The sequence below is a fragment of the Flavobacterium ginsenosidimutans genome (assembly GCF_037478105.1).
Classification (GTDB): Bacteria; Bacteroidota; Bacteroidia; order Flavobacteriales; family Flavobacteriaceae; genus Flavobacterium; species Flavobacterium ginsenosidimutans.
Window position 1 is genome coordinate 124,742 of record NZ_CP147988.1, and the last position, 23,391, is coordinate 148,132.

At 32.3% G+C, this 23,391-nt stretch carries 26 protein-coding genes and 1 tRNA gene; 16 read left to right on the forward strand and 11 right to left on the reverse strand.

Annotation, left to right across the window (positions count from 1 at the left end; genetic code table 11):
- The first annotated feature begins 240 nt into the window (after window positions 1-240).
- The 3 genes from V6624_RS00640 (at window position 241) to V6624_RS00650 (ending at window position 3,999) form a co-directional block, all read left to right on the forward strand.
- Window positions 241-798: a porin family protein gene (locus V6624_RS00640; RefSeq protein ID WP_338840542.1), complete on the forward strand. Its 558-nt coding sequence runs from the start codon at window positions 241-243 to the stop codon at window positions 796-798.
- A gap of 126 nt (window positions 799-924) precedes the next feature.
- Entirely contained in the window at window positions 925-1,338 is a 414-nt protein-coding gene (gene aroQ / locus V6624_RS00645) for a type II 3-dehydroquinate dehydratase (RefSeq protein WP_111285810.1), read from the forward strand.
- Window positions 1,339-1,509: 171 nt separating this feature from the next.
- A complete protein-coding gene (locus V6624_RS00650; RefSeq protein WP_338840545.1) occupies window positions 1,510-3,999 on the forward strand; it encodes a DUF5686 and carboxypeptidase regulatory-like domain-containing protein in 2,490 nt (829 codons plus the stop codon).
- A 255-nt stretch (window positions 4,000-4,254) separates the two neighbouring features.
- On the opposite strand, the gene V6624_RS00655 is transcribed toward V6624_RS00650, so the two are convergent.
- The 4 genes from V6624_RS00655 to V6624_RS00670 form a co-directional block, all read right to left on the reverse strand.
- Window positions 4,255-5,133: a cation diffusion facilitator family transporter gene (locus V6624_RS00655; RefSeq protein ID WP_263522369.1), complete on the reverse strand. Its 879-nt coding sequence runs from the start codon at window positions 5,131-5,133 to the stop codon at window positions 4,255-4,257.
- Between the two features lie 153 nt (window positions 5,134-5,286).
- The gene (murA, locus tag V6624_RS00660) at window positions 5,287-6,600 is read right to left on the reverse strand and encodes a UDP-N-acetylglucosamine 1-carboxyvinyltransferase (protein ID WP_111285804.1); all 1,314 of its coding nucleotides are present in this window, start codon (window positions 6,598-6,600) and stop codon (window positions 5,287-5,289) included.
- A gap of 97 nt (window positions 6,601-6,697) precedes the next feature.
- Window positions 6,698-7,426, reverse strand: coding sequence for a DUF4290 domain-containing protein (locus tag V6624_RS00665; protein ID WP_111285802.1), 729 nt, complete (start codon window positions 7,424-7,426; stop codon window positions 6,698-6,700).
- A 4-nt stretch (window positions 7,427-7,430) separates the two neighbouring features.
- Window positions 7,431-7,727, reverse strand: a complete 297-nt coding sequence (locus V6624_RS00670; protein ID WP_111285800.1) for a DUF493 family protein — start codon at window positions 7,725-7,727, stop codon at window positions 7,431-7,433.
- A 344-nt stretch (window positions 7,728-8,071) separates the two neighbouring features.
- Between V6624_RS00670 and V6624_RS00675 the strand changes: the two genes are divergently transcribed.
- The 7 genes from V6624_RS00675 (at window position 8,072) to V6624_RS00705 (ending at window position 14,340) form a co-directional block, all read left to right on the forward strand.
- Window positions 8,072-8,986 (forward strand): alpha/beta hydrolase family protein, encoded by a 915-nt coding sequence (locus V6624_RS00675; protein WP_111286030.1) that lies wholly within the window; start codon window positions 8,072-8,074, stop codon window positions 8,984-8,986.
- An 11-nt stretch (window positions 8,987-8,997) separates the two neighbouring features.
- Window positions 8,998-9,438: a hypothetical protein gene (locus V6624_RS00680; RefSeq protein WP_111285798.1), complete on the forward strand. Its 441-nt coding sequence runs from the start codon at window positions 8,998-9,000 to the stop codon at window positions 9,436-9,438.
- A gap of 318 nt (window positions 9,439-9,756) precedes the next feature.
- Window positions 9,757-10,290, forward strand: coding sequence for an AAA family ATPase (locus V6624_RS00685; protein ID WP_111285796.1), 534 nt, complete (start codon window positions 9,757-9,759; stop codon window positions 10,288-10,290).
- 65 nt (window positions 10,291-10,355) lie between these two features.
- Complete coding sequence (locus V6624_RS00690) at window positions 10,356-12,251, forward strand: RecQ family ATP-dependent DNA helicase (protein ID WP_111285793.1); 1,896 nt, start codon at window positions 10,356-10,358, stop codon at window positions 12,249-12,251.
- Window positions 12,251-13,198: a methionyl-tRNA formyltransferase gene (gene fmt / locus V6624_RS00695; protein WP_111285791.1), complete on the forward strand. Its 948-nt coding sequence runs from the start codon at window positions 12,251-12,253 to the stop codon at window positions 13,196-13,198. The genes V6624_RS00690 and fmt overlap by 1 nt, the downstream gene beginning before the upstream one ends.
- 180 nt (window positions 13,199-13,378) lie before the next feature.
- Window positions 13,379-13,651, forward strand: coding sequence for an HU family DNA-binding protein (locus tag V6624_RS00700; RefSeq protein WP_008464760.1), 273 nt, complete (start codon window positions 13,379-13,381; stop codon window positions 13,649-13,651).
- A 128-nt stretch (window positions 13,652-13,779) separates the two neighbouring features.
- Window positions 13,780-14,340: a YqgE/AlgH family protein gene (locus V6624_RS00705; RefSeq protein WP_111285789.1), complete on the forward strand. Its 561-nt coding sequence runs from the start codon at window positions 13,780-13,782 to the stop codon at window positions 14,338-14,340.
- On the opposite strand, the gene V6624_RS00710 is transcribed toward V6624_RS00705, so the two are convergent.
- Both V6624_RS00710 and V6624_RS00715 read right to left on the reverse strand, forming a co-directional pair.
- On the reverse strand, window positions 14,337-15,173 hold the full coding sequence (locus V6624_RS00710; protein ID WP_111285787.1) for an aminotransferase class IV: 837 nt from the start codon (window positions 15,171-15,173) through the stop codon (window positions 14,337-14,339). The genes V6624_RS00705 and V6624_RS00710 overlap by 4 nt on opposite strands.
- Before the next feature lie 54 nt (window positions 15,174-15,227).
- On the reverse strand, window positions 15,228-15,620 hold the full coding sequence (locus V6624_RS00715; protein ID WP_111285785.1) for an START-like domain-containing protein: 393 nt from the start codon (window positions 15,618-15,620) through the stop codon (window positions 15,228-15,230).
- Between the two features lie 150 nt (window positions 15,621-15,770).
- Between V6624_RS00715 and V6624_RS00720 the strand changes: the two genes are divergently transcribed.
- Window positions 15,771-15,844 (forward strand) — tRNA-Met (locus V6624_RS00720).
- Between the two features lie 69 nt (window positions 15,845-15,913).
- Here the strand turns inward: V6624_RS00720 and V6624_RS00725 are convergent.
- Both V6624_RS00725 and V6624_RS00730 read right to left on the reverse strand, forming a co-directional pair.
- Entirely contained in the window at window positions 15,914-17,161 is a 1,248-nt protein-coding gene (locus V6624_RS00725) for a tyrosine-type recombinase/integrase (RefSeq protein ID WP_338840555.1), read from the reverse strand.
- Window position 17,162: 1 nt separating this feature from the next.
- Window positions 17,163-17,525: a hypothetical protein gene (locus V6624_RS00730; protein WP_338840557.1), complete on the reverse strand. Its 363-nt coding sequence runs from the start codon at window positions 17,523-17,525 to the stop codon at window positions 17,163-17,165.
- Between the two features lie 263 nt (window positions 17,526-17,788).
- On the opposite strand from V6624_RS00730, the gene V6624_RS00735 reads away from it, so the two are divergent.
- The 3 genes from V6624_RS00735 (at window position 17,789) to V6624_RS00745 (ending at window position 20,240) form a co-directional block, all read left to right on the forward strand.
- On the forward strand, window positions 17,789-18,559 hold the full coding sequence (locus tag V6624_RS00735) for a hypothetical protein (protein ID WP_338840560.1): 771 nt from the start codon (window positions 17,789-17,791) through the stop codon (window positions 18,557-18,559).
- A 48-nt stretch (window positions 18,560-18,607) separates the two neighbouring features.
- Window positions 18,608-19,153 carry a hypothetical protein gene (locus tag V6624_RS00740; RefSeq protein WP_338840561.1) on the forward strand — a complete coding sequence of 182 codons (546 nt, stop codon included), beginning with the start codon at window positions 18,608-18,610 and terminating at the stop codon, window positions 19,151-19,153.
- A 445-nt stretch (window positions 19,154-19,598) separates the two neighbouring features.
- Window positions 19,599-20,240, forward strand: coding sequence for a hypothetical protein (locus V6624_RS00745; RefSeq protein ID WP_338840562.1), 642 nt, complete (start codon window positions 19,599-19,601; stop codon window positions 20,238-20,240).
- 529 nt (window positions 20,241-20,769) lie between these two features.
- Here V6624_RS00745 and V6624_RS00750 read toward each other — a convergent pair.
- Both V6624_RS00750 and V6624_RS00755 read right to left on the reverse strand, forming a co-directional pair.
- A complete protein-coding gene (locus tag V6624_RS00750) occupies window positions 20,770-21,381 on the reverse strand; it encodes a hypothetical protein (protein WP_338840564.1) in 612 nt (203 codons plus the stop codon).
- A 35-nt stretch (window positions 21,382-21,416) separates the two neighbouring features.
- Window positions 21,417-21,788 carry a hypothetical protein gene (locus V6624_RS00755; protein ID WP_338840565.1) on the reverse strand — a complete coding sequence of 124 codons (372 nt, stop codon included), beginning with the start codon at window positions 21,786-21,788 and terminating at the stop codon, window positions 21,417-21,419.
- A 126-nt stretch (window positions 21,789-21,914) separates the two neighbouring features.
- Here V6624_RS00755 and V6624_RS00760 point away from each other — a divergent pair, with 126 nt between their 5' ends.
- Window positions 21,915-22,184, forward strand: coding sequence for a helix-turn-helix transcriptional regulator (locus V6624_RS00760; protein WP_338840567.1), 270 nt, complete (start codon window positions 21,915-21,917; stop codon window positions 22,182-22,184).
- Between the two features lie 156 nt (window positions 22,185-22,340).
- Window positions 22,341-22,940 carry a recombinase family protein gene (locus V6624_RS00765; protein ID WP_338840568.1) on the forward strand — a complete coding sequence of 200 codons (600 nt, stop codon included), beginning with the start codon at window positions 22,341-22,343 and terminating at the stop codon, window positions 22,938-22,940.
- Window positions 22,941-23,023: 83 nt separating this feature from the next.
- On the opposite strand, the gene V6624_RS00770 is transcribed toward V6624_RS00765, so the two are convergent.
- Complete coding sequence (locus V6624_RS00770) at window positions 23,024-23,302, reverse strand: helix-turn-helix domain-containing protein (protein ID WP_338840569.1); 279 nt, start codon at window positions 23,300-23,302, stop codon at window positions 23,024-23,026.
- Between the last annotated feature and the right edge of the window lie 89 nt (window positions 23,303-23,391).

Genomic DNA, 23,391 nt, shown 5'->3' on the forward strand with positions numbered 1-23,391 from the left:
CTACAAAAATCACTCCCCAATAAGTTCAAAAAGTATTAAAATAAGACAGAAAAAAATTACGAAAAACAGAACTGATAATCAGAATATTAAAATAAATTTAATAGTTGTTTTCGCTTAAAAAACGCGTTTGAGTGGGAATTTTAGTAATTATTTAATCCAAAATATAATGCAATAAAATCCTAAATATGTAGTTTTGAACTTTAGATAACATTTAAAATACCAATTTTTAAAAACCTTTTTATGAAAAAAATAATTTTAGCAGCTGTTATGTTTATTGCGACATCGGCGGCAGTACAAGCACAATTACTAAAAATCGGGGTTAAAGCAGGGGTTAACTTTGCAAGCCAAACTGGAGATTTTCCAGATCAAATCGACAAAGAAGGAATCACTAGCTACCACGCTGGTTTAGTTGCAGAAGTAAAATTATTAGACAAATTTTCTATTCAGCCAGAGCTTTTGTACTCTACTACAGGTGCATCTTATAAATTTAGTGATGTAAGTGAAGATGTTAAAAATGAACTAGGCTATATCGCTATTCCGGTAATGGCTAAATTTTACTTAAACAACACTTTCAGCTTAGAAGTTGGTCCACAAGCTTCTTTCTTAGTAAGTGAAAGAAATGATTTCGATGTTAAAAATGGTGAAACATTCGAATTTGGTGTAAATGCAGGTTTAGGTGTTAAACTTACTGAAAACATCTTTTTACAAGGTCGTTACGGTTTAGGTTTGACAGAAGCTTCTAAAAATGCTGATATCAAAAACTCTGTATTCCAGATTTCTGCTGGATTCATGTTCTAAAAATATATCACATACTTTTATAAAAACCGCTCTATTTATTAGTGCGGTTTTTTTTATTTTTACAAAGTACAATGACAATTGCAAAAATTAATAGCAATGTCAATATCTCAAAATAAAAAAATACATATGAAAATCTGCATTATCAACGGACCCAATTTAAACCTTTTAGGAAAACGCGAACCAGAAGTTTACGGAAGTCAGACTTTTGAAGATTATTTTGAAACGTTGAAACAAAAATTCCCAAACATTGAACTTTCTTATTATCAAAGTAATATTGAAGGCGAATTAATTGGTAAAATTCAAGAATGTGGTTTCACTTTTGACGGAATTATTTTAAATGCAGGTGCATACACGCATACTTCTATTGGTTTGGGCGATGCGATGAAAGCCGTTACAACTCCAATAATAGAAGTTCATATTTCTAATACTTATGCTCGCGAAAGCTTTAGACACCAATCTTATTTATCTGGAAATGCAAAAGGCGTTATTTTAGGTTTCGGACTTAAAAGTTACGAATTGGCAATTCAGTCGTTTTTGTAATTTTTACATACAAATGTCATTCTGAGCGTAGTCGAAGGCTAATGTAAACAAGATGAGGACTTCGACTTCGCTCAGTCTGACAAACAAGTCAGTAGTTTCTTATTGAATTTAACAAATTATTAATAAGCTCAGATTTAACTTATTCTATTTTTGTAAGATATACCACCTTACATGAGAAACTTTACTTTAATTGCCTTTCTATTTTTTTCAATTTCAAACTTTGCTCAAATCAAAGGAACTATAACAGATGATAAAGGAAATCCACTGCCCTTTGTTTCGGTTTTTGAAGAAAACACATACGCAAGTACTACGTCAAATGAACAAGGAAAGTATCAGCTGAATGTAAAAGAAATTGGAAAAAATAAAATCACTTTTCAATATTTAGGTTTTAAAACGCAAAAAATAGCCGTTGATTCGGGATCAAAAACGATCACTTTAGACGTAAAGCTTCAAGAAGAAAGTTTTGCTTTAAACGAAGTTGTCATCGATCCTAAAAATAATCCTGCAAATGCTATTATTAGAAGTGCAATTGCAAACAAAAAAGAAAACTCAGATAAAACGGGAAGATATACCGCCGATTTTTATTCGAAAGGAATGTTCAAAGTAAAAGATCTTCCTAAAAAAATACTTGGACAAAAAGTAGATTTAGGCGAAGACATGGCGTCAAATTTAGATTCGACAGGAACAGGAATTTTGTATTTATCTGAAACTATTTCGAAAGTTAGTCTTGAAAAGCCAAACAAGTTTAAAGAAAATATTATAGCTTCTAAAGTTTCTGGAAACAACCGCGGTTACAGTTACAACACAGCAGCATTATCAAATTATGACTTTTACGACAATACTTTGGATTTTGATGTGAAAATGATTTCTCCTATTGCAGACAATGCCTTCAGTTATTACAAATACAAATTGGAAAGTACTTTTTATGACGATAATAATCAGCAGATTAATAAAATTAAAGTAACTCCAAAACGTGATAAAGAGCCCGTTTTTGAAGGCTACATTTATATTGTAGATGATAGTTTTGCAATTTATGCCATCGATTTAGATATCAAAGGGTATCGAATGAAAAATGAATTTACTGAAATAATGAATCTAAAACAGAGTTTCAGTTATAACTCCAAAAATAAGATATGGTCAAAAAACGCGCAGACACTTTCTTTTAATGCAGGCATTTTTGGCGTAAAGTTTTCTGGAAATTTCAATTATGTTTATTCCAATTATGAATTTCCAGCGTCGTTTGACAAGAAAACGTTCGGAAATGAACTAGTTGCTTTTGATCTCAATGCTAATAAAAAAGATGATGCTTTCTGGAATGAAATTCGTCCGATTCCCTTAACTATTGAAGAAAGCAGTGATTACGCCAAAAAAGACAGTCTGCAAACCATTAGAAAATCAAAAAAATACACCGATTCTATAGACGCAAAAAACAATAAATTTAAGGTTTGGGATGTTTTAATGGGTTATGATTATAAAAACACTTTTAGAAAATATTCTTTTGAATATAAAGGTTTGCTAAATATTTCTTCTTTAAGTTTTAATACGGTTCAAGGTTTTAATCTCGATACTGGTTTCTCTTTTAAAAAATGGAATGAAGAGGAAGGAAAAAGCACTACAATAAGCACTACTTTTAATTACGGTTTTTCAGACGAACGTTTTCGTGCAATTGGCGAATTCAGCCATCGCTTCAACAATATCAATTACGCTACAATTTGGGGTTCTGGAGGGACAAAAACAGCGCAATTTAATGGTGCAGAACCCATAAGTAAATTTATCAATTCTATAAGTTCTTTGTTTTTTAAGGATAATTATATGAAGTTGTACAATCTAGAATTTGTTCAAATCAATTACGGGCAAGACATCGCAAACGGAATAAATCTTACTGGAAGAATTGGTTACGAACAGCGCAAACCGCTTTTTAATACAACCGATTATTCTTTCTTTAAAAAAGATGATATTTATTCGTCTAATAATCCATTGGCGCCAGACGATTTTACAACTCCAGCTTTTGATCAGCACCATTTATTTAAAGCTCTTGTAACATCAAGAATTAATTTTGGAAACAAGTATATTTCAAGACCAGACGGACGATTTAATTTTAAAGATGATAAATATCCGACAGTGTATCTATCTTTCGAAAAAGCATTCGCGGCAAGCGAAAAAAAGTACGAATATGAAAGAATCGGCGCTTCTGTGCTTTACGATTTATCTCTTGGAAACAAAGGTGTTTTAGGAACCAATTTTAGAGCTGGAAAATTCTTTAATGCAGAAAATATTTCGTTTATCGATTACAGACATTTTAACGGAAATCAAACTCACATTGGAACAAGTGAGCGTTATTTAAATGTTTTTAATATGATGCCCTATTATTCAAACAGCACAAACGATAGTTATTTCGAAATGCATAGTGAATACAATGACACGGGATTTATTATGAATAAAATTCCGCTGTTAAATCTTCTAAAATCTACAATGAATATCGGATTTCACGCTTTAGCAATTCCTGATCGAAAACCCTATTCTGAATTTACTGTTGGTTTAGATAATTTAGGTTTTGGAAAATTCAAATTATTCCGTGTTGATTATGTGCATTCTTATCAAGGTGGAATTCAGCAAAATGGTGTTGTTTTTGGATTGAAGATTTTGAATGCGTTAGACTAAGATTCTAAGGCTCTGAGATGCTAAGATTCTAAGTTTTCTTTTAGTACTTAATACTAATTTTGTCAGGCTGAGCGATCCCGAGGCTTCGGGAGAAGCACTGCAAAGATTTTCAAACTAAAAAAAATCTGCTTAATTTATAATCTGGTTTTAAGTAGATTGTAAATTAAGCAGATTTTTAAATTAATCTTTGTCAAAGTTTTAAACTTTGACAAAGAAAAAAACTTAGAATCTTAGTATCTCAGAACCTTAGCATCTTTAACAATGATAATCATCCGGTTCAATATGAATCAAAACATTTCCTAACTGTGGAATTTGTTCTTTTAAAGTATCTTGAAGTTTATGAGACAAATCGTGTCCTTCTTTTACTGAAATTTTTGCTGAAACAATTGCATGAAGATCTACGTGATAACGCATTCCTGCTTTACGAATAAAACATTTTTCGGTTCCAAGAATTCCAGGAACAGTCAAAGCGACAACACGAATTTCTTCTACTAAGTCGTCGTTTAAATTTTCATCCATAATTTCACCAAGCGCAGGTCTGAAAATTTTATAACTGTTGTATAAAATAAAAAACGCTGCAAAAAGTGCTGCCCAATCATCTGCTGATTCGTAGCCTTTTCCCATAATCAAAGCAACCGAAATCCCAATAAAAGCTGCTACAGAAGTAATTGCATCACTTCGATGGTGCCATGCATCGGCAGCCAAAGATGTACTATTTGTTTGTCGGCTTCTTTTCATCACCAAACGAAATGAATATTCTTTCCAGATGATAATTGCGCCTAAGACATATAATGTCCAAGATTTTGGCAAATCGTGCGAAGTTCCAATGTTAGAAATACTTTCGTAAGCAATAATTGTTGCTGAAGTAATTAAAAATCCAACAACCAAAAACGTAATTAAAGGTTCTGCACGACCATGACCATAAGGATGATTTTCATCTGCAGGTTTATTCGAATATTTGATTCCGAACAGAACCAAAAATGATGAAAAAATATCTGTAGTCGACTCAATCGCATCTGCAATTAAGGCATAAGAATTGCCAAAAAAACCTGCAAGACCTTTAATCAAGGCCAAGCAGGTATTTCCAGCTATACTAAAGTATGTAGCTTTTATAGCTTTTTGTTCATTTGTCATTTAGCGACATTTATTTTTTTCTGCCACGAATTACACAAATTACACGAAAACTAACATTGTGTTTTATTACACTAATTTAAAAGCTAATTCGTGTAATTGAATTTCAAAAATTAAAAATTAGTGTAATTTGTGAAATTCGTGGCTAACTTTTATTTACGCTCTCACGATTTTTGCGCCAATTGCTCTTAAACGCTCATCGATACGCTCATATCCACGATCGATTTGCTCGATATTCTGGATTGTACTAGTTCCTTTTGCAGAAAGCGCCGCAATCAATAATGAGATTCCCGCACGAATATCTGGAGAAGACATTGTTGTTGCTTTCAATTGAGATTCAAAATTATGTCCCATAACCACAGCTCTGTGCGGATCACATAACATAATTTTTGCTCCCATATCAATTAGTTTATCCACGAAGAATAAACGGCTTTCGAACATTTTTTGGTGAATTAAAACGTCTCCTTTTGCTTGTGTTGCCACAACTAAAACGATACTTAATAAGTCAGGTGTAAATCCTGGCCAAGGTGCATCGGCAATAGTTAAGATAGAACCGTCGATATCTGTTTTTACTTCATATCCGTCTTTGTGAGCAGGAATGTAAATATCGTCGTTACGTTTTTCGATTGTAATACCCAATTTTCTGAAAGTATTTGGGATCAAACCTAAATTTTCCCAGCTTACATTTTTGATCGTGATTTCGCTTTTTGTCATAGCCGCAAGACCAATCCAAGAACCAATTTCGATCATATCTGGTAAAATTGTATGCTCACATCCTCCAAGGCTTTCAACACCTTCAATAGTCAATAAGTTAGAACCAACTCCAGTGATTTTTGCTCCCATAGAGTTTAGCATCTTACACAATTGTTGTAAATATGGCTCACAAGCAGCGTTGTAAACTGTAGTTTGTCCTTTTGCCAAAACTGCAGCCATTACAATATTTGCCGTTCCAGTTACAGAAGCTTCATCTAGAAGCATATCTGTTCCTTGAAGCCCTTCTTCTGGAGATTCTACTCCGTAAAAGTGGTCTTCTCTATTGTATCTGAATTTTGCTCCAAGGTTGATAAAACCTTCAAAGTGTGTATCTAATCTACGACGTCCAATTTTATCTCCACCCGGTTTTGGAATATATCCTTTTCCGAAACGAGCCAAAAGCGGACCAACAATCATAATAGAACCACGAAGCGCTCCACCTTCTTTTTTGAAAGCTTCAGTTTCTAAATATCCAACATTAACTTCGTCAGCTTGAAAAGTAATCGAACCTGGTTCGTTACGTTGAATTTTTACACCTAAATTACCCAACAAAGTAATTAATTTATTGATGTCAATAATATCGGGAATATTATTAATTTTTACTTTATCCCCCGTTAGAAGCACGGCACATAAAATTTGTAATGCCTCGTTTTTTGCTCCTTGCGGAGTGATTTCTCCTTTTAAAGGAGTTCCTCCTTCGATTTTAAAAATTCCCATAGATTTCTTTTAAGGTTCTAAGGTTCTGAGATTCTAAGGTTCTAAGGTTAAGCTAAAATCTTAGCACCTTAGCTGCTTAGTATCTTAGCAACTTCTTCTATTTTTGATTATTGTTTTTTTGAAATGTCTTTTTTTGACCGCCTTTGTTATTGTTATTCTTGTTGTTATTCTGAATTTTTGGCTGTACACCAGAAGCCGTTTTATTAGACATACGTTTATTTGTACGCATTAAATCCGTTGTATTCAACAACTCTTCTGTGCTATGTAATAAATTAATTTTACCTCCAGACAATTCATATAAATGCTCGAAAATCACATCATCTTTTACTGTGTCTTTGTTCCAGCTCAAGAACGATTTTTTCATGTGATTGGCAATTACCATCACCAAGGCATTTTTCATTTCGCCATCTTCCCATTTATTGGCAACATCAATCATATATTTGATGTTGTTACCATAAAATCTATATTTTGGAAAGTTCTGCGGATACTGCAAAGCGTCTGGTTTTAGCTCCAAAACTTCTCGTGACGGAATTGGGTACGGAGATTCAACATTCAGTTTAAAATCAGACATAATAAAAAGCTGATCCCAAAGTTTATGCTGAAAATCTGGCACGTCACGCAAATGCGGATTTAGGCTTCCCATAACCTGAATGATATATTTCGCGGCTTTATTGCGCGTTTCATCATCTTCGATTGCAGTTGCCTGATCGATCAATTTTTGTAAATGACGACCATATTCTGGGATAATTAAACGCTGTCTTTCAGAATTGTATTCTAAATTATACACAACGTCGCTTGCGGCTTCTCTTTTATATTTTTCGATCATAAGTTTATAATGAAACTATACCTTCTATTGTAGAAACTTCTTTGTATTTACTAATCACATCATCTGAGCTGTGCATCGTAACATCTACAGAAACACTGGTAAATTTACCTGTTTTAGATTTTGTTGTTTTAATAACCGCTCCCATTCTATCAAAAGCTTTTTCAACACGCTCTACATTATCACCTACAGAAGGCACAATAAATTTATACAAATATTCTGCTGGCCAAGTGTTTGCGTTATCAAGTTCTACTTTTAATCTTTCGTAAAATTCGGCGGTGTTTTTTTCTTTATCGTTCTCCATTCGTAATTAAAAATAAACGCAAATATACGGTTTTTGAATTTAGATTTTTTATATTTTTTCTTCGAAAAAAGGTTCAAAGTTACAAAGTTACAAAGGTGCAGAGAAAAAACCTCTAGAAGATTATTTCATTGTATTTTTTACGCTTATATTTGAGAAAATAATCCACCGAAAACTCTCGCAAATTAGAGCGCTTTTTTCGTCATTTTGTCATCCTGAGGAACGAAGGATCACACTAGAAACTCGACAAAGGTTGGAGAATTTCTGTGCGGAGCTACTTGTGTGATCCTTCGTTCCTCAGGATGACAAGTTTGCGTTTAAAATTTGCGAGATTAAAACACAATGCAATGAAAAAACTCCTTTTACTTTTTATCGCTCTTACACTAAATTCAGTTCAAGCGCAGGAAGTTAAAACGCTAACGTATTTCCAAAACGACACTTTAAAACTAGATTTAGATTTATATCTGCCAAAGAAAAAAGCTGGCGAAAAAATTCCGTTAATAATGTTCGCATTTGGTGGCGGATTTTCAGGTGGAGAACGTACAAGTGAAAAAGATTTCGGGAAATTTATGGATCAAAATGGTTATGCTGTTGCGAGTATTTCGTACAGTTTATATATGAAAGGAAAAGATTTTGGCTGTAAAGGAACTTTGACCGAAAAAATAAAAGCAATCCAAATTGGCGTTAGCGATATGTGGCAGGCAACGGCTTTCTTAATTGAGAATGCAGATAAATACAATTTAGATACTTCAAAAATCTTTATTTCTGGAATTAGTGCGGGTGCCGAAATTGGTTTCCATGCTTCTTTTTGGGATTATAAATTGATGAATTTATACAAAAGCAATCTCCCAGAAAACTTTAAATACAAAGGTTTTATTGGAGGTTCGGGAGCAATTCAGGATATTAATTTGATTACAAAAGAAAAAGCAATTCCGATGTTATTGGCTCACGGAAATAATGATGACACGGTTCCTTATGCAGCAGGTTCGCATCGCTCCTGCCCTACAAACGCTTCTGGCTGGCTGATTCTTTTTGGTTCTTATGCGGTTTACAATCAAATGAACGATTTACACAAAGACATCGAGCTGATTACTTTCTGCGGTGGTGGACATGAATTTTCAGGCTACCTTTTTCATGAAGGTCAAAAGTATGTTTTAGATTTTGTGAATGATGTTTTGAATGGCAAAAAATTCCAATCGCATTTGATTGTTCCTTCTAATAAAAAAGGAAAGGATTCTGGAAAATATTTGTTTTGTGAATAAATTTTAAAAATATGTTTAGAATATTCCTAATCATTATACTAATTGCAAATACTGCCTTTAGTCAGAAATTAAAAGAAACTCCTCAAAGCAAATATTACAATTTTTGTAGAAGTGATTTAAGCAAAATAGAACGAATTCCACAATTCCCCTTTTTTCCAACCGAAGAATTATGTTCAATAAAAAAGTGTTTTCGAAGTATCTCTTATAAAGAAATCAATGAAGTTATATATAATCGATTAATTGAAATAGCTCAAAAAAATTATAGTGATGGAATACTTCTTTACTTACTAGAAGGTGATGGAAGTGCAGAAGAAGCTGATAAAAAAAACAAAAAGACAAACAACAATAAATTTATTTATGTCAGTATAGATGATTTTATTAATTCAGAAGAAATTTCAAAAGGCAAAGATTTGTATAACAACGAGACTAAAAAACTTATGAATAAAATATAATATTCAGATAAGTTTTAAACTGCTCCAGCGGAGCAAAATATTTATAGCAATTCAATTTCACACCAATCAAAAGCTCCAGCGGAGCGACATATAAATCACGCAAAATATGTCGCTCCGCTGGAGCTTTTGATTTATTGTGTCCAATTTTTCTATAAATATGTCGCCTCTATAGGGACTTTTCACTTTGCTAAAACATAACCATTTCCCTTCCTCAATCAGTAACTTTTGTTTATTAAAATATCAAATCTTTCGTTTCTGATAAATATTCTTTTTAATTACAAATAAGTTTAGGTAAATTTGCGCTTTATTTTTAGAATAGTGCAAAAAGAAATTATTGTCTTGCTTGGCGGACCTGGTACTGGAAAATCAACACTTATTAACGAATTGGTAGCTCGTGGCTTTTGCTGCTATCCTGAAATCTCTAGACAGGTTACCATGAAAGCACAGGAACAAGGCATTGAACAGCTGTTTCTAGAACAGCCGCTTTTGTTTAGCGAAATGTTGTTGGAAGGACGTATTGAACAATATAAAAATGCTGTTAACGAACCTGATAATGTGGTTTTTATTGACAGAGGAATTCCAGATGTGGTAGCCTATATGGATTATATTGGCGATGAGTATCCAGAGCATTTTACCAAAGCATGCGAAGATTTCAAATATTCTAAAACCTTTATTTTACCGCCTTGGGAGGAGATTTACCAAAGTGATTCTGAGCGTTATGAAAATTTTGATCAGGCAGTAAAAATTCAGGAGCATCTTGTTGAGACTTATAAAAAATATGGTTACGAACTGATTGAAGTTCCTAAAGATACAGTTGAAAACAGAATTCTTTATATCTTAGACAAAATTTAGCGGTATGGTTTAAAGTTGTAAAACTAGAAACTGTTTTCTAAATTTTTAACTTTAAAACCAAGGCAATGCTCGGAGCACAGGATATTCTTCTAAAATACTGGAAACACGACAGTTTTAGACCGTTGCAAAAAGAAATTATCGATTCTGTTCTTGAAGGACAGGATACTTTTGCAGTACTTCCGACAGGAGGTGGAAAATCGATTTGTTTTCAAGTCCCCGCTATGATGCAGGAAGGCATTTGTTTAGTTATTTCTCCTTTAATTGCCTTGATGAAAGATCAGGTAATGAATCTACAAAAAAGAGAGATTAAAGCAATTGCTCTTACTGGCGGAATTCACACTGAAGAATTGATTGATCTTTTAGACAATTGCCAGTACGGAAATTATAAATTTCTCTACTTATCACCAGAACGTTTACAATCAGATTGGATTCTGGAACGCATTAAAAACCTACCTATAAATTTAATTGCTATTGACGAAGCGCATTGTGTTTCGCAATGGGGTCATGATTTTAGGCCAGCGTATCTTAAAATTTCAGAACTAAAAAAATTCTTTCCTAAAATTCCTTTTTTAGCTTTAACCGCAACAGCAACTCCAAGAGTTATTGAAGATATTAGAACGCAATTAGAATTAAAAAACCCGAATCATTTTCAACAATCGTTTGAGCGAAAAAATATCGCTTACATGATTTTTGAAGTTGAGGATAAATTATACCGTACAGAACAAATTCTGAAAAAGAATCCGCAACCTTCTATTATATATGTACGAAATCGTAAAGCGTGTTTGAATATATCTTCGCAATTGCAATCGTTAGGTTTTACGGCAACGTATTATCATGGTGGACTTTCTGCAAAAGAAAAAGATAAAAACATGCAGTTGTGGATGTCGGAACAAGCGCAAGTTATTGTGGCTACGAATGCTTTCGGAATGGGAATTGACAAAGACAATGTAAAAACCGTTATTCATACGCAGCTTCCAGAAAACTTAGAAAATTATTATCAGGAATCTGGACGCGCGGGACGAAATGGCGCAAAAGCTTTTTCGGTTTTACTTTATAACAATTCTGATTCCGTTCAGACTGAACAGCAGTTTTTAAGCGTTCTTCCTGACAAAAAATTCTTGAAAACGATGTACAACAAATTGTGCAATTATTTTCAAATTGCTTACGGAGAAGGTTTAGACGAATCTTTCTCATTCAAACTAAATCATTTCTGCAATAAATATGAATTCCCAACTTTGAAGACTTATAATGCTTTACAGTTTTTAAATCAGCAGGGAATTATTACGATGTCTCAGGAATTCTCAGAAAAAATCAGCATTCAGTTTCTGATTGAATCTAAAGAAGTAATTCGATACATGAGTTTGAATCCAAATGATGAAGAAATCATTTTGGCTATTTTGAGAACTTATCCCGGAGTTTATGAAGTGAAATCTAATTTGAATTTGGGATTAATTGCAAAAAAATCAAATCGCCCTGAAGAGCAAATTATAGCGCTTTTAGAAAAATTAAAAGAAAAAGAAATTATAGAATATAAGTCTAAAAATAACGACGCTACTATTTTGTTTAATGAAGTTCGCGAAGATGATCACACTATAAATAGAGTTTCGAAATATTTAGAAAAACAAAACGAAGTCAAAAAAGAACAGCTTTTATCTGTTTTGCATTATATAAAAGACACTAAAACCTGCAAAAACAGATTGGTGCTAGATTATTTTGGTGAAGAAACAAACGAAAACTGCGGTATTTGTTCGTACTGCATTACACAAAAAGGAAAAATCACTGAAGCCGATTCGATTGCAGACAAAATCCTTTCTTTACTAAAAACAGCTTCGTTGACTTCGAGAGAAATTGAGAACCAAATAAAAATGGACACAAAAGACATAATTTCGGTTCTTCAGGAGTTACTCGAAAACAATCATATCATTATACAAGCGAATAATAAATACACTTTAAAATCATAATGGAGAAATTGAGAATTATATTTATGGGAACTCCAGAATTTGCCGTTGGCATTTTGGACACCATTATTAAAAATGACTACGATGTTGTCGGTGTGATTACAGCTGCAGATAAACCAGCTGGACGCGGACAAAAAATAAAATATTCGGCTGTTAAAGAATATGCACTTGCTAACAATCTTACTTTATTACAGCCAACCAATTTAAAAGACGAGAGTTTCTTAGCAGAATTAAAAGCTTTGAATGCCAATTTACAAATCGTAGTTGCTTTTAGAATGCTGCCAAAAGTAGTTTGGGAAATGCCTTCATTTGGAACTTTTAATCTTCATGCTTCTTTATTGCCAAATTATCGTGGCGCCGCTCCAATTAACTGGGCTATTATTAATGGAGAAACAAAAACTGGTGTTACCACTTTCTTTATTGATGATAAAATTGATACTGGTGCAATGATTTTAAATTCTGAAATCAATATCGAGCCAGAAGAAACTGCGGGACAATTGCACGATCGTTTGATGCATTTAGGAAGCACAACTGTAATTGACACTTTAAAAGTTATTGAAACTGGAAATGTTACCACAACAATTCAAGAAGATAACGACGATATTAAAACCGCTTACAAATTAAATAAAGAAAACTGCAAAATCGATTGGACAAAATCTGGAGCAGAAATCAATAACTTAATTCGAGGATTAAGTCCTTATCCTGCTTCTTGGTGTTTTTTGAAAGACCAAAATGAAGAATTGAACATCAAAATATATGAAGCTAAATTAATCTCAGAATCACATTCTTACGAGACTGGAAAGTTAATTAGCAGTAAAAAAGAAATCAAGATTGCAATAAAAGAAGGGTTTATTCAGTTATTAAGTCTACAATTTCCAGGAAAAAAGAGAATGCTTGCTTCAGAATTATTAAATGGAGTGACTTTTTCCGAAGCTGCAAAAGTGTATTAACGCCAGTAAAACAGGGGTTTGTACCTGTTTTTTATCGACGAACAACACTCTTTATGAACAAAAAAAGCAAGTTATTAACAATTTTTGCTAAAAATAAAGAAAACACTTGCACGCAACGGATTTCCTACTAAATTTGTGTATTAACAATTTTTTTTAACCAACAATTAATAACTAATTATTATGAACAAATCAGAATTAATCGATGCTATCGCTGCTGATGCAGGAATTACAAAAGCTGCGGCGAAATTAGCTTTAGAGTCTTTTTTAGGTAATGTAGGAACAACTTTGAAAAAAGGAGGAAGAGTTTCATTAGTAGGTTTTGGATCATGGTCAGTTTCTTCTAGAGCTGCTAGAGACGGTAGAAACCCACAAACAGGAAAAACTATTAAAATCGCAGCTAAAAACGTTGTAAAATTCAAAGCTGGAGCTGAATTAGAAGGTGCAGTGAACTAAGTAAGAAAGTTCTCTAAACTTATAATATAATTAAAACCTTCCATCTGGAAGGTTTTTTTATGCGGTTTAACGATTTTTTTTGTGATTTTAATTTTTTTATGATTAAATTTAATAAAAATTGTAACCGTATGATTTCAGAAAAATTAAAAAAAGGACACCTGCTTATTGCCGAGCCTTCAATAATTGGAGATTTATCTTTTAATAGATCGGTAATTTTATTAGCAGACCATAACAAAGAAGGATCAATAGGTTTTATAATTAATAAGCCATTAAAATACACTATTAGTGACTTAATACCCGAAATTGATGCTAACTTTAAGATATATAACGGAGGCCCTGTAGAACAAGACAACCTTTATTTCATTCACAATATTCCTGAGTTAATCCCAAATAGTGTTGAGATTTCGAACGGGATTTATTGGGGAGGTGATTTTGAGTCAACTAAAGACTTAATAAACAGCGGAACTATTAGTAAAAATAATATTCGCTTTTTCTTAGGCTATACCGGTTGGGACGAAAATCAACTCGAAAATGAGATGCAAGGAAACTCTTGGATTATTGCTGATAATAATTATAAAAATAAAATTATCGGAAAATCTACTACTCACTTTTGGAAAGAGCAGATTATTGAGCTTGGCGGTGATTATCTTATTTGGTCTAACGCACCTGAAAATCCATATCTGAATTAATTTTCAGAGATGGATTCATTTAGCTTCTGCACTAGTAAATGAGCCAGATTCGTTGTAAACTCCTTTTTTCGATATTTAGTTATCGGCTGTATTCCCATGATTACATTAGTCAGGAATAATTCGTCTGCTTTTTGAAGATCAAAAGGCGAAATTATCTCTTCTACAACTTCTATGCCTTCAACTTTTTTGGCCAATGCCAAAATTTGCTTACGCATAATTCCGTTTAATGCACCTTCTGAAACTGGAGGTGTAATAAGCTTATTTCCTGTAACCATAAAAATATTTCCCTGAAGCGCTTCTACAACATTTTTACTGTCATTCAGTAAAATACAATTAGCAAGATCATTTTCATTTGCATAAATACTTCCTGTTATATTAATCATCTTGTTTGTTGTTTTCAGAGATGATAATAATTGTTTTGTTACATAGAAGTCTTTATACAAATCTACTTCGTATTCGTTTGTATTTAAAGAGTAAGCTTTATTTCCAAGAGAAATAGCGTTGATTAAGAATGAAATATCATTACTTTTAGGAAGATACAAACCGCCATCGTTTCTAAAAACGGTAATTCTAGCTCTTGCTGAAGATGCAATATTCAATTGGTTAACCAAATTAAGAATCTGCTCTTCAAAATATTCCATTGTAAAATCCATAGGAATCATCATTCTGACCACACGCATTGAAGCCATCAGTCTAAAATAATGATCTTCAAGAAACAAGATTTTTCCGTTGACAATTTTTACTGTTTCGAATATTCCGTCACCATACAAAAAGGCGCGGTTAAGAGTTAGTATATTATCTTCCTGCCCTATGTTTCCGTTAAAATTAATCATAAAAAAACCCTGAATTTTGTTCAGGGCAAATATAAGGTATAAAATAGACTTTTACTAAACAGATCCTATAAGATGTTTTAAGTCTGAGATTTGATTCTCCCACAATTGTTTAGCTTCGCCTAATTCTTCTTTATCGGCAAAATCAACCACCATAAGTGACACATCTTTAGTCAATTCATCAACTAAAATATGAAGTTCAAAAAAGTACTCAGTGTCTTTACTGCTTTCGTCAACCCATTTGAACTTTACTTTTTCGCCAGATTTTTTTGAAGCCAAGCGAGCTTTTTCCTGCGAATCATTCCAGATGAAAGTAAAAAATTCACCTCTTGAATTAACATTGTCAGCAAACCATTCTTGTAAACCTGACGGCGTTGATATATATTGATACAATAATTGTGGCGAAGAATTGATCGGAAACTCGATTTCGTAACGTATTTTTGAATCCATGTGCTACTTTAATTTTTTTCGAAATATAAGAATATATGTCCAAAAACAATGCATAATTAAAAATATTTTTTTTTCTTCATTTTATGCTTGCGCGCTTTAATATTATTTCTATCTTTGCACCCGCAATCAGGAATTCATGATAGCAGTCCAGGCGAGGTAGCTCAGTTGGTTAGAGCGCAGGATTCATAACCCTGAGGTCACGGGTTCAACTCCCGTCCTCGCTACTTGAAACAGAAGGACTTACGAAATTTCGTAAGTCCTTTTTTTATTGGAGTGACTTTTAAGAGTGACTTTTACTCTCCAAACATTCTAATTTTCAACGTAGCTTCTTCCACAGCAGACAATACAGCACTATCGATATAATGGTCTTTTAGAACTTTTTCACTACTATGAGAAGTCAACAAACCTGTATTTTTACCTATTGCACGATGCATCCAAGTTATGTAGGTCTTTCTCAAATTTTTCAAACTAATATCTTTTTTAACTCCTGATTCTTTCACATAATGAGAAAACGACTTCGACAAAGCATCCATTATAGTTTTAGCTTTCACATTTCGTTCTGGAAACAAAATATAATCATCTGTATTTTTCTTTGCCTCATACCCCATCTCTAACAATAATTCAAACAAATCATCATTGATTGGCACATACTTATTATACTCTTCTGTTCTTCTTATCCTATTAACCTTCTTATTAGCAATTTTAAAAAACTTAACACCTTCAATGGTAATAAGCATATCACTCCACCTCAACTCAACAACATCTTCTCTCCTACCACCAGTTAGCAAAAACAATTTAAAACCATGAACTAAATACGGCTTATACATGTTTTTCCTTTCTCCCTTGCCTCCAAGTAACTGAAAAGGATTAACAACACCTATTGAATCAATAATAGTCTGAAACTCTTCTTTTGTCAGAGTAGTTACATCTTTCATCACTACAGATTTTGACTCATAAACTGCAAATTGATTCTTCATCATTATCTCTTCAACATCAATTAAAAAAGCAAAAAAAGCCTTCAAAGCTCCCATACACTTATTGAATGATTTAGCACCGTAATGCTTCTCTGCCCATAAGTAGAAACGAGCAACATCATTTTGATTAACCTCAACTACTCTGGTAGCCATTAAATCCCTAACCTCGTGTAAGCTATCCAAAAAGAATTTACAATAACGCATACACTCCTTTTGATACTCTACAGACACTTTTTTGATTTTATGAGCATATTTATGCTGTCCAGACAAATAACGTTGATACTGAACAACTGCATCCAAAATCGAATAATCATTTCCTGCTTCTTCTATAACAACCTTTTCATAATTAGTTGCCTTTAATTCGTTTTCAAAATCAATAGCTTCCTTTACTGCATCATTATAGTTTTTAGAATTCAAAACCTTAGTTCGTTTTCTTCCATCTCCACCAACAACATGTATCTTGACCTTATATCTATGTATATCATAATGATTACAAGTTGGATTATCTCGCTTACATTTATGACAATAAATCTTCATTCCTTTATGAGGATTTTTAGGAAGTTTCATTTTACTCATTTGCATACTTACTATAAAGTTGATTTTCACTTTTACTCAAGTTAAGCTTGGTTGCGGGCTTTCTAATCGTTTTACCTCCAAGCTCGCGGACAACCATTTCATAAACAGCATTGTCTTTGCATATCGTTTTATACAAATCAATCCAGTCATTTGGATACTGCCTCTTCAACTCTAAGACTTTCATTTTATCAATCACGCAATCGACGTCAATTTCAAATACAAATCGAAATTTTCCTGATTTATGAATAGTAATACCGTTTGCGATGAGCCACTTTTTAATTGCATCATCATCTTTTAAATTAATTTTCACTCCAACCTCAGCAATTGTTAAAGTTGGAAAGCACATTAGAAGCATAATAATCATATTTTTTTATTTTAATTGATTTCTGTATTTTCATATTTATAGTGCAAATGTAGCAAATTAAATTCATAAACCAAACTTATTTTCATATTTTTTATGAAGATACAGAATCAAAAAAACTTAAAAACCTATAAATCAATATATTAAAAAATATTAAAAAGTAAAAAATCTGTGTTTTCATAAAAAATATGAAAATAAAATTGTTTATTTCAAATATTGCGCTATCTTTGCACTATAAATATGAAAATACAGAAACAATGAAAAATGACAACAACAACTTAATCTGGACATCTGAAAATTTAGTAATGCTTGGCATGTGGCTACTTAACAAAGGCGAACACGGCTACGGATTACTTTGCATTCATGGCTCATGTTTAGGACTAAAAATAGGAACACTACTAAAACTAAAATGGAATGACTTTATTGAAGAACACAATGAGAAATGCAAATTTTATCTTGAAATTCATGATGATAAAAAATCAAAAATTGATAGTTATAGATTAAGCAACTTTCTTATGCGTTATACAGAATGGGCTTATAAAAATGATTTTAACGACGAAAATCGAACAATCGAATCTCTAATATACATTAATTGTAAAACAGGAAAACCCCTTACTACTTCAAGTCTAAATAGGGAATTAAACAAATTCTACCAGGAATTTAGGTCAGAAGTGTACTCTACAACATTCCTAGACCTAAAACTCAGAGAACTAAAAACAAATTCATTTGAGATTGCTTGGGCAAGAGATTTCGTAACAAAATATAACTGCACAAAAAAGGCGTTTATTATCGTATCTAAATATATGGGGCATCGAACTGTTAACGACACAATAAATCTTTTAGAAATTGAACCAAATGATGAAATTGTGATTACATATGACTTGTTCGACCCAAGCGTAAAAGAAGAATCTGAAATCGAGCAAATATTTTCTAACAAAGAAAAATTAAAACAATACTTGTTTAACCAGAACATAGCAACTACTACACTTGAATTCATGAAACATCGTGATAAGTCTAAAGATGAATAAAAGCTAGAAAAAAAGTCACTTTACGAAATCAAAAATAATCTATCTAGAATGGACAGGAAGAGAACTGTCATAACTCAAATAAAAATAATAATGAAAAACAATCTATTCTATCACATATCACCAATCAAAAACAAAAATTCCATCTTATCAAACGGACTAATTTCAGCATCATCTGAGATATTTGTTTGCAACGAATTTAATCAATTAAAAAGGATTGCTTCTGGTCAATTAGGCATCTCTGAATATTCAATCTTTCAAATTTCTTCATCAAATATCACTGGTAAAATTTTAAATGACAATGTTGGAGAATTTGGGTCACAGCATCAGTTTATAATAAAACAAGATATAATTGAAAGTAAATACATTTTCCATGTTGAAGATGTAAAGTGGCATCCTTTCGATTTAGCAGAGGCTAACGCTCGTGAGTATGCATCCATAATAGGTTTTAACGAAGACCAATACATAAAATTAGTAGTAAGTGTAAACAAAGAATGGTGCGACTACTTCAACAAAAAATACAATACAAACATTACAGCTTTCAACCAACCTATTTTGGAGGGGGTGAGCGGAATTGGGGGTGGCAAATTGAAGTGAAATCATTTTTCGAGTTGACATGCTTTTTCACTTAGAATATACATTTGAAAAAGAAAAAAAATTCTCCCTCGTTGAAGTTTAGTTCTTTGAAATATTGAAAAAAAAAAAACTTCTCGTTGAAGCAAGTTCTTTGAAATATTGAAAAAAAAACGAAATGAAATGTAATTATTCTTTTTAATCATTGATTATCAGAAAAAAAATAAAAAATGAAACATTTCTGTTATTCAGTAATTTAATAATTAATATAGTTCTTTTTCTTATTCTATCCTTGATTTAATTTAATAATGGGTATAATAGAAAGAGCTTAATTCAACACCCGCCTGTTTCTATCTCAACATACATATGCCTTTTTAGAAACAGACAGGTGTTGAAGAAACGACACGCCATGTCCAAAAAACAGCATACCCCTGCTGAAAACAATCAAACAATAAATAACTAAAAAAATATGAAAGAAAACCAAGAACAAAACTTTGTCCAAGTAAATTATAATTTACTAGCTACTCAAAAACTTAATTCAACTCAAAAACTATTTATATCCTACATTCTTGGATGGCAGAGAACTGGCAAAATATGTTTCGAGACGAACAGAACGTTAGCCTCTAAATTCGGTATGAAATATGGCGGGATTAGGTCAGTCCTCAAAGGTTTAAACCGATTTGATTTTTTCAAATCCGTAAGCAAAGATTACGATGAAAAAAACAGCACTTCAGGGCATGAAATCACTGTCAACGTTGCTAAACTTGAAAATTTTTTGGATGAAGAAAAACCAATAACTAAATCCAACCTAACGGAAGCTCAATTTGATAATGAATCGAATGCAAATTCTCTGGAAGATGAAAAGGAAATACTACCAACATATCATATCAATGATATAGTAGATTTAAATGAAATATTGTCAATTTTCAATTTTAATGACAAAGATTCCAATGAAATCAGACAGCATTTCCAAACCCCTCAAATCACATTTGACGCTTTTGCCGACTATTATGTAAGCCTAATTACAGACAGTCAAATGCAAGACTACAAGGGAATAATTATTACAAAGGAACAGGATGCCAAATTTATGGAGATGTGCGCAAAAAAGTAGATTTTATATGTTCTCTTATGACTTTTTATCTCATTTTAAATGTACCATATTGAGACACATAGTCCTGCAAAAGCTTCATATCTTCCAAAATATTGAATACTAACCAAAGCACTGACAGCATCCTCCCTCCCTCAGTGTTTAAAGGGCTTACGGACAGAACAAAGCATAGTTACCTCCCGCTAATGATTCCCAAAAAAGCTCATTAATATCATGTACTTCGAATAGGCATTCAAAAATTTCTAGATTTTTTTTTAGATTTTTTTTTGAACTGATATTTATAAACAAAGAAAACATGAAAAAAAGAATTTTACTAAAACCATCACAGATGCGAATGCTTATAGATAAAATAGGTATACCGCCTTGTTGCAAATCATTATCAACAAATGGAGCGACTATAAATGTTATTTACTACGAAGAAGAAAAATAGAAAGCCACAATATTTGAACATGCTCCAAATAATACCTAACTATTTGGGCATGTTCATTTTGAAAGCTTTATTAAGTAGTAACAACTACATAAGTATTAAATTCTATTCTGCAATTGCAATAATAGAACCTTTTGCAAAAGTGAATGACTTCTCGATTATCTTAGTTCCGTTGCAGAATCCAAAATCGGAGTAAGGATTCTTATTGGTCAGATTATCAATTGAAAATTCAGCTTTCAGTGTTGTTCCGTCAAAGCTGTTAATCTTGATTTTCCCTGCTGTTTTAACACCTTCAAACAAATCAGTGCTCGTGTAGCAGACAACTGGGTCATAAGCCAAAGGAATGTCATGTACTCCAGAATTAAGATAATTGAATGAAATGTCGTATGTTTTTCCTGCAGTCAGCTTGGCATCAGAAGTTACGATTTGAAAATACATATCTCCAGAATCACGGTTGTCATTTGATGCGGGATTTTTGATGATGAAACTGCCGTAAATACTGTATTCATTCTCAGCTGTCGCTGTTGATTCGCTTTTCGCCCATGTAACGTCAATTGCAGAACCAGAAACATCAGTAGCGGTCACATACTGGGTTTTATCGTTCAATGTGAAAGTGATGGATGATTTTGAATTATCCGCATTTTCATGCTCGGAGTCATCAGACTGGCAATTCGTGAATAAGATGCTTAGCAATGCAAAAAGTACAATTTTTTTCATGTTTCTTATTTAGTTGGATTAAGTAATTTCTTATTTTATCGACATTTATCTATTTCCTTGTCAACGTAGTGGAATAATTCGTCCGCATAGCTGTCAGGCAAATCATTATCCTCAATGACATTTCGAACCAACTGCGGTACATATAGATACCTGCTGTTATCGACACGGCTCAGTTCACGTTGTTGGCTTGTTTCATTGTTGATGGTTTTTACATAAGAGTATCTTTTGCAGTAGTCTTGAATTATTTCTGTCTGCGCCCATGCTTTCAGGTCTTCTAGGCTTTTTGTTTTCGGATGCTCTTTTGCGTATTCATTGTGAACATGAAGACTGAACATATAGCCCGCAAAGCAGAGAAGTGCAAAAACAATAGCGGAAACCCTTACGATAATTTTTAATGGATTGTTCATTTTTTGGTTTTTAGAAATTTATTAAAAACGCAAATATATAAAAATTCTCCATATATAGAGTATCCTTATATAGAGTAAATAAATATGGAGATTTTAGCTTGATTTGCTTTATAAAAAAGTAAAGAAATGGCTTCAAAAAATGACAAGGAAATTCAGACAGGTACAAAAGTTGAAGAATCAATCTACTTAAAAAAAATAGGTGAAAGATTAAAGTATTTTCGAAAAAAAGCAGGTTACACCAACTCTGATAATTTCGCATACGATAATCACATAAGCAGACCCCAATATGGAAAATATGAGGCTGGAGCAAATATCCAATTAAACACACTCATTAAGATTTTAAAACTAATGAATGTTACATTAGAAGAATTCTTTCAAGGCTTCAACGAATATTAAAAGTGTGCCTTTTTTAGATTATACCTTATCATTAGTACAATTTAAATTAAAATCTGAACAGTTTTATTGGCTTTACCATGTATCAAAAATAACCACCCTAAAATTAACACATATAAATAAAATTCATTACCTTTGTTTTAGCAAAAGCAAAGAACAATGAAAACCGCAAAATATATTAGAGTTAGTACCACAGAACAAAACGTTGATAGACAATTAACGTCTACTCACAAACAATATGTTGACAAATGCAGTGGTTCTATTCCATTTAACGAACGTCCGAGTGCTATAAAATTGTTAAAGGATATATCGGACAAAAAAATTGATACATTAAATGTTCATTCCATAGACAGACTTGGAAGAAATGCTTTTGACATTCAAAGCACCTTAAACTTGTTAAGCAGACTTAACATAAATGTTTATGTAGAAAACATTGGTCTATATTCTATGATTGAAAACAAGCCTAATTCTATCTTCAAAATGATTACAGACGTTTTAAGTAACGTCGCAGAAATGGAAAGAACATCTATACTAGAAAGACAAAAAGAAGGAATCTTAATTGCTAAAGCTAAAGGAACATACAAAGGCAGACAGCTAAACACCAATGAAACACCTCAACAATTCTTGTCAAAATACAATCAATCTCATTTAGAGTTAATAAAAGATAAAAATTATTCGATTAGAAAACTGGCATCTATAACCAATTTATCGAATAACACAATCGTAAAAATTAAAAAAGCATTGATTCAAGATAAATAATGACCATGATAATTTTTAAATCAAATCCATCATTAAGTTGTTGTTAAAATAAAAAGTTTTCTAAAATTAAGACTTAGTAATATTCAATTTAATCTCACTAAGCTCTCTAATAATTCTGATTTTTTATAATAAACTCTGTTTCCAATTCCATACGAAATAATTTTACCTTTTTTTGACCAGTTCCATAATGTAGTCATGTTAATTTTCAAAAAACTGCATGCTTCAGCTCTTGTAAGTAATTCATTAGGATTATAAATTTTATTGTTTCTAATAAATTCTCCTAATTCAATTTTAATAACTTTCTTAACAATTTCTTCTAAATCTAGTGGTGATAGATTGTGTAAAATGATTGAGTTTTCCATGAAAATATTAATTAATGATAATACTAAAGTCGTAAATTAATCTCCTAATTAAATCTCTATATTTAAAAAACAGGTATTTCTACCTGTAC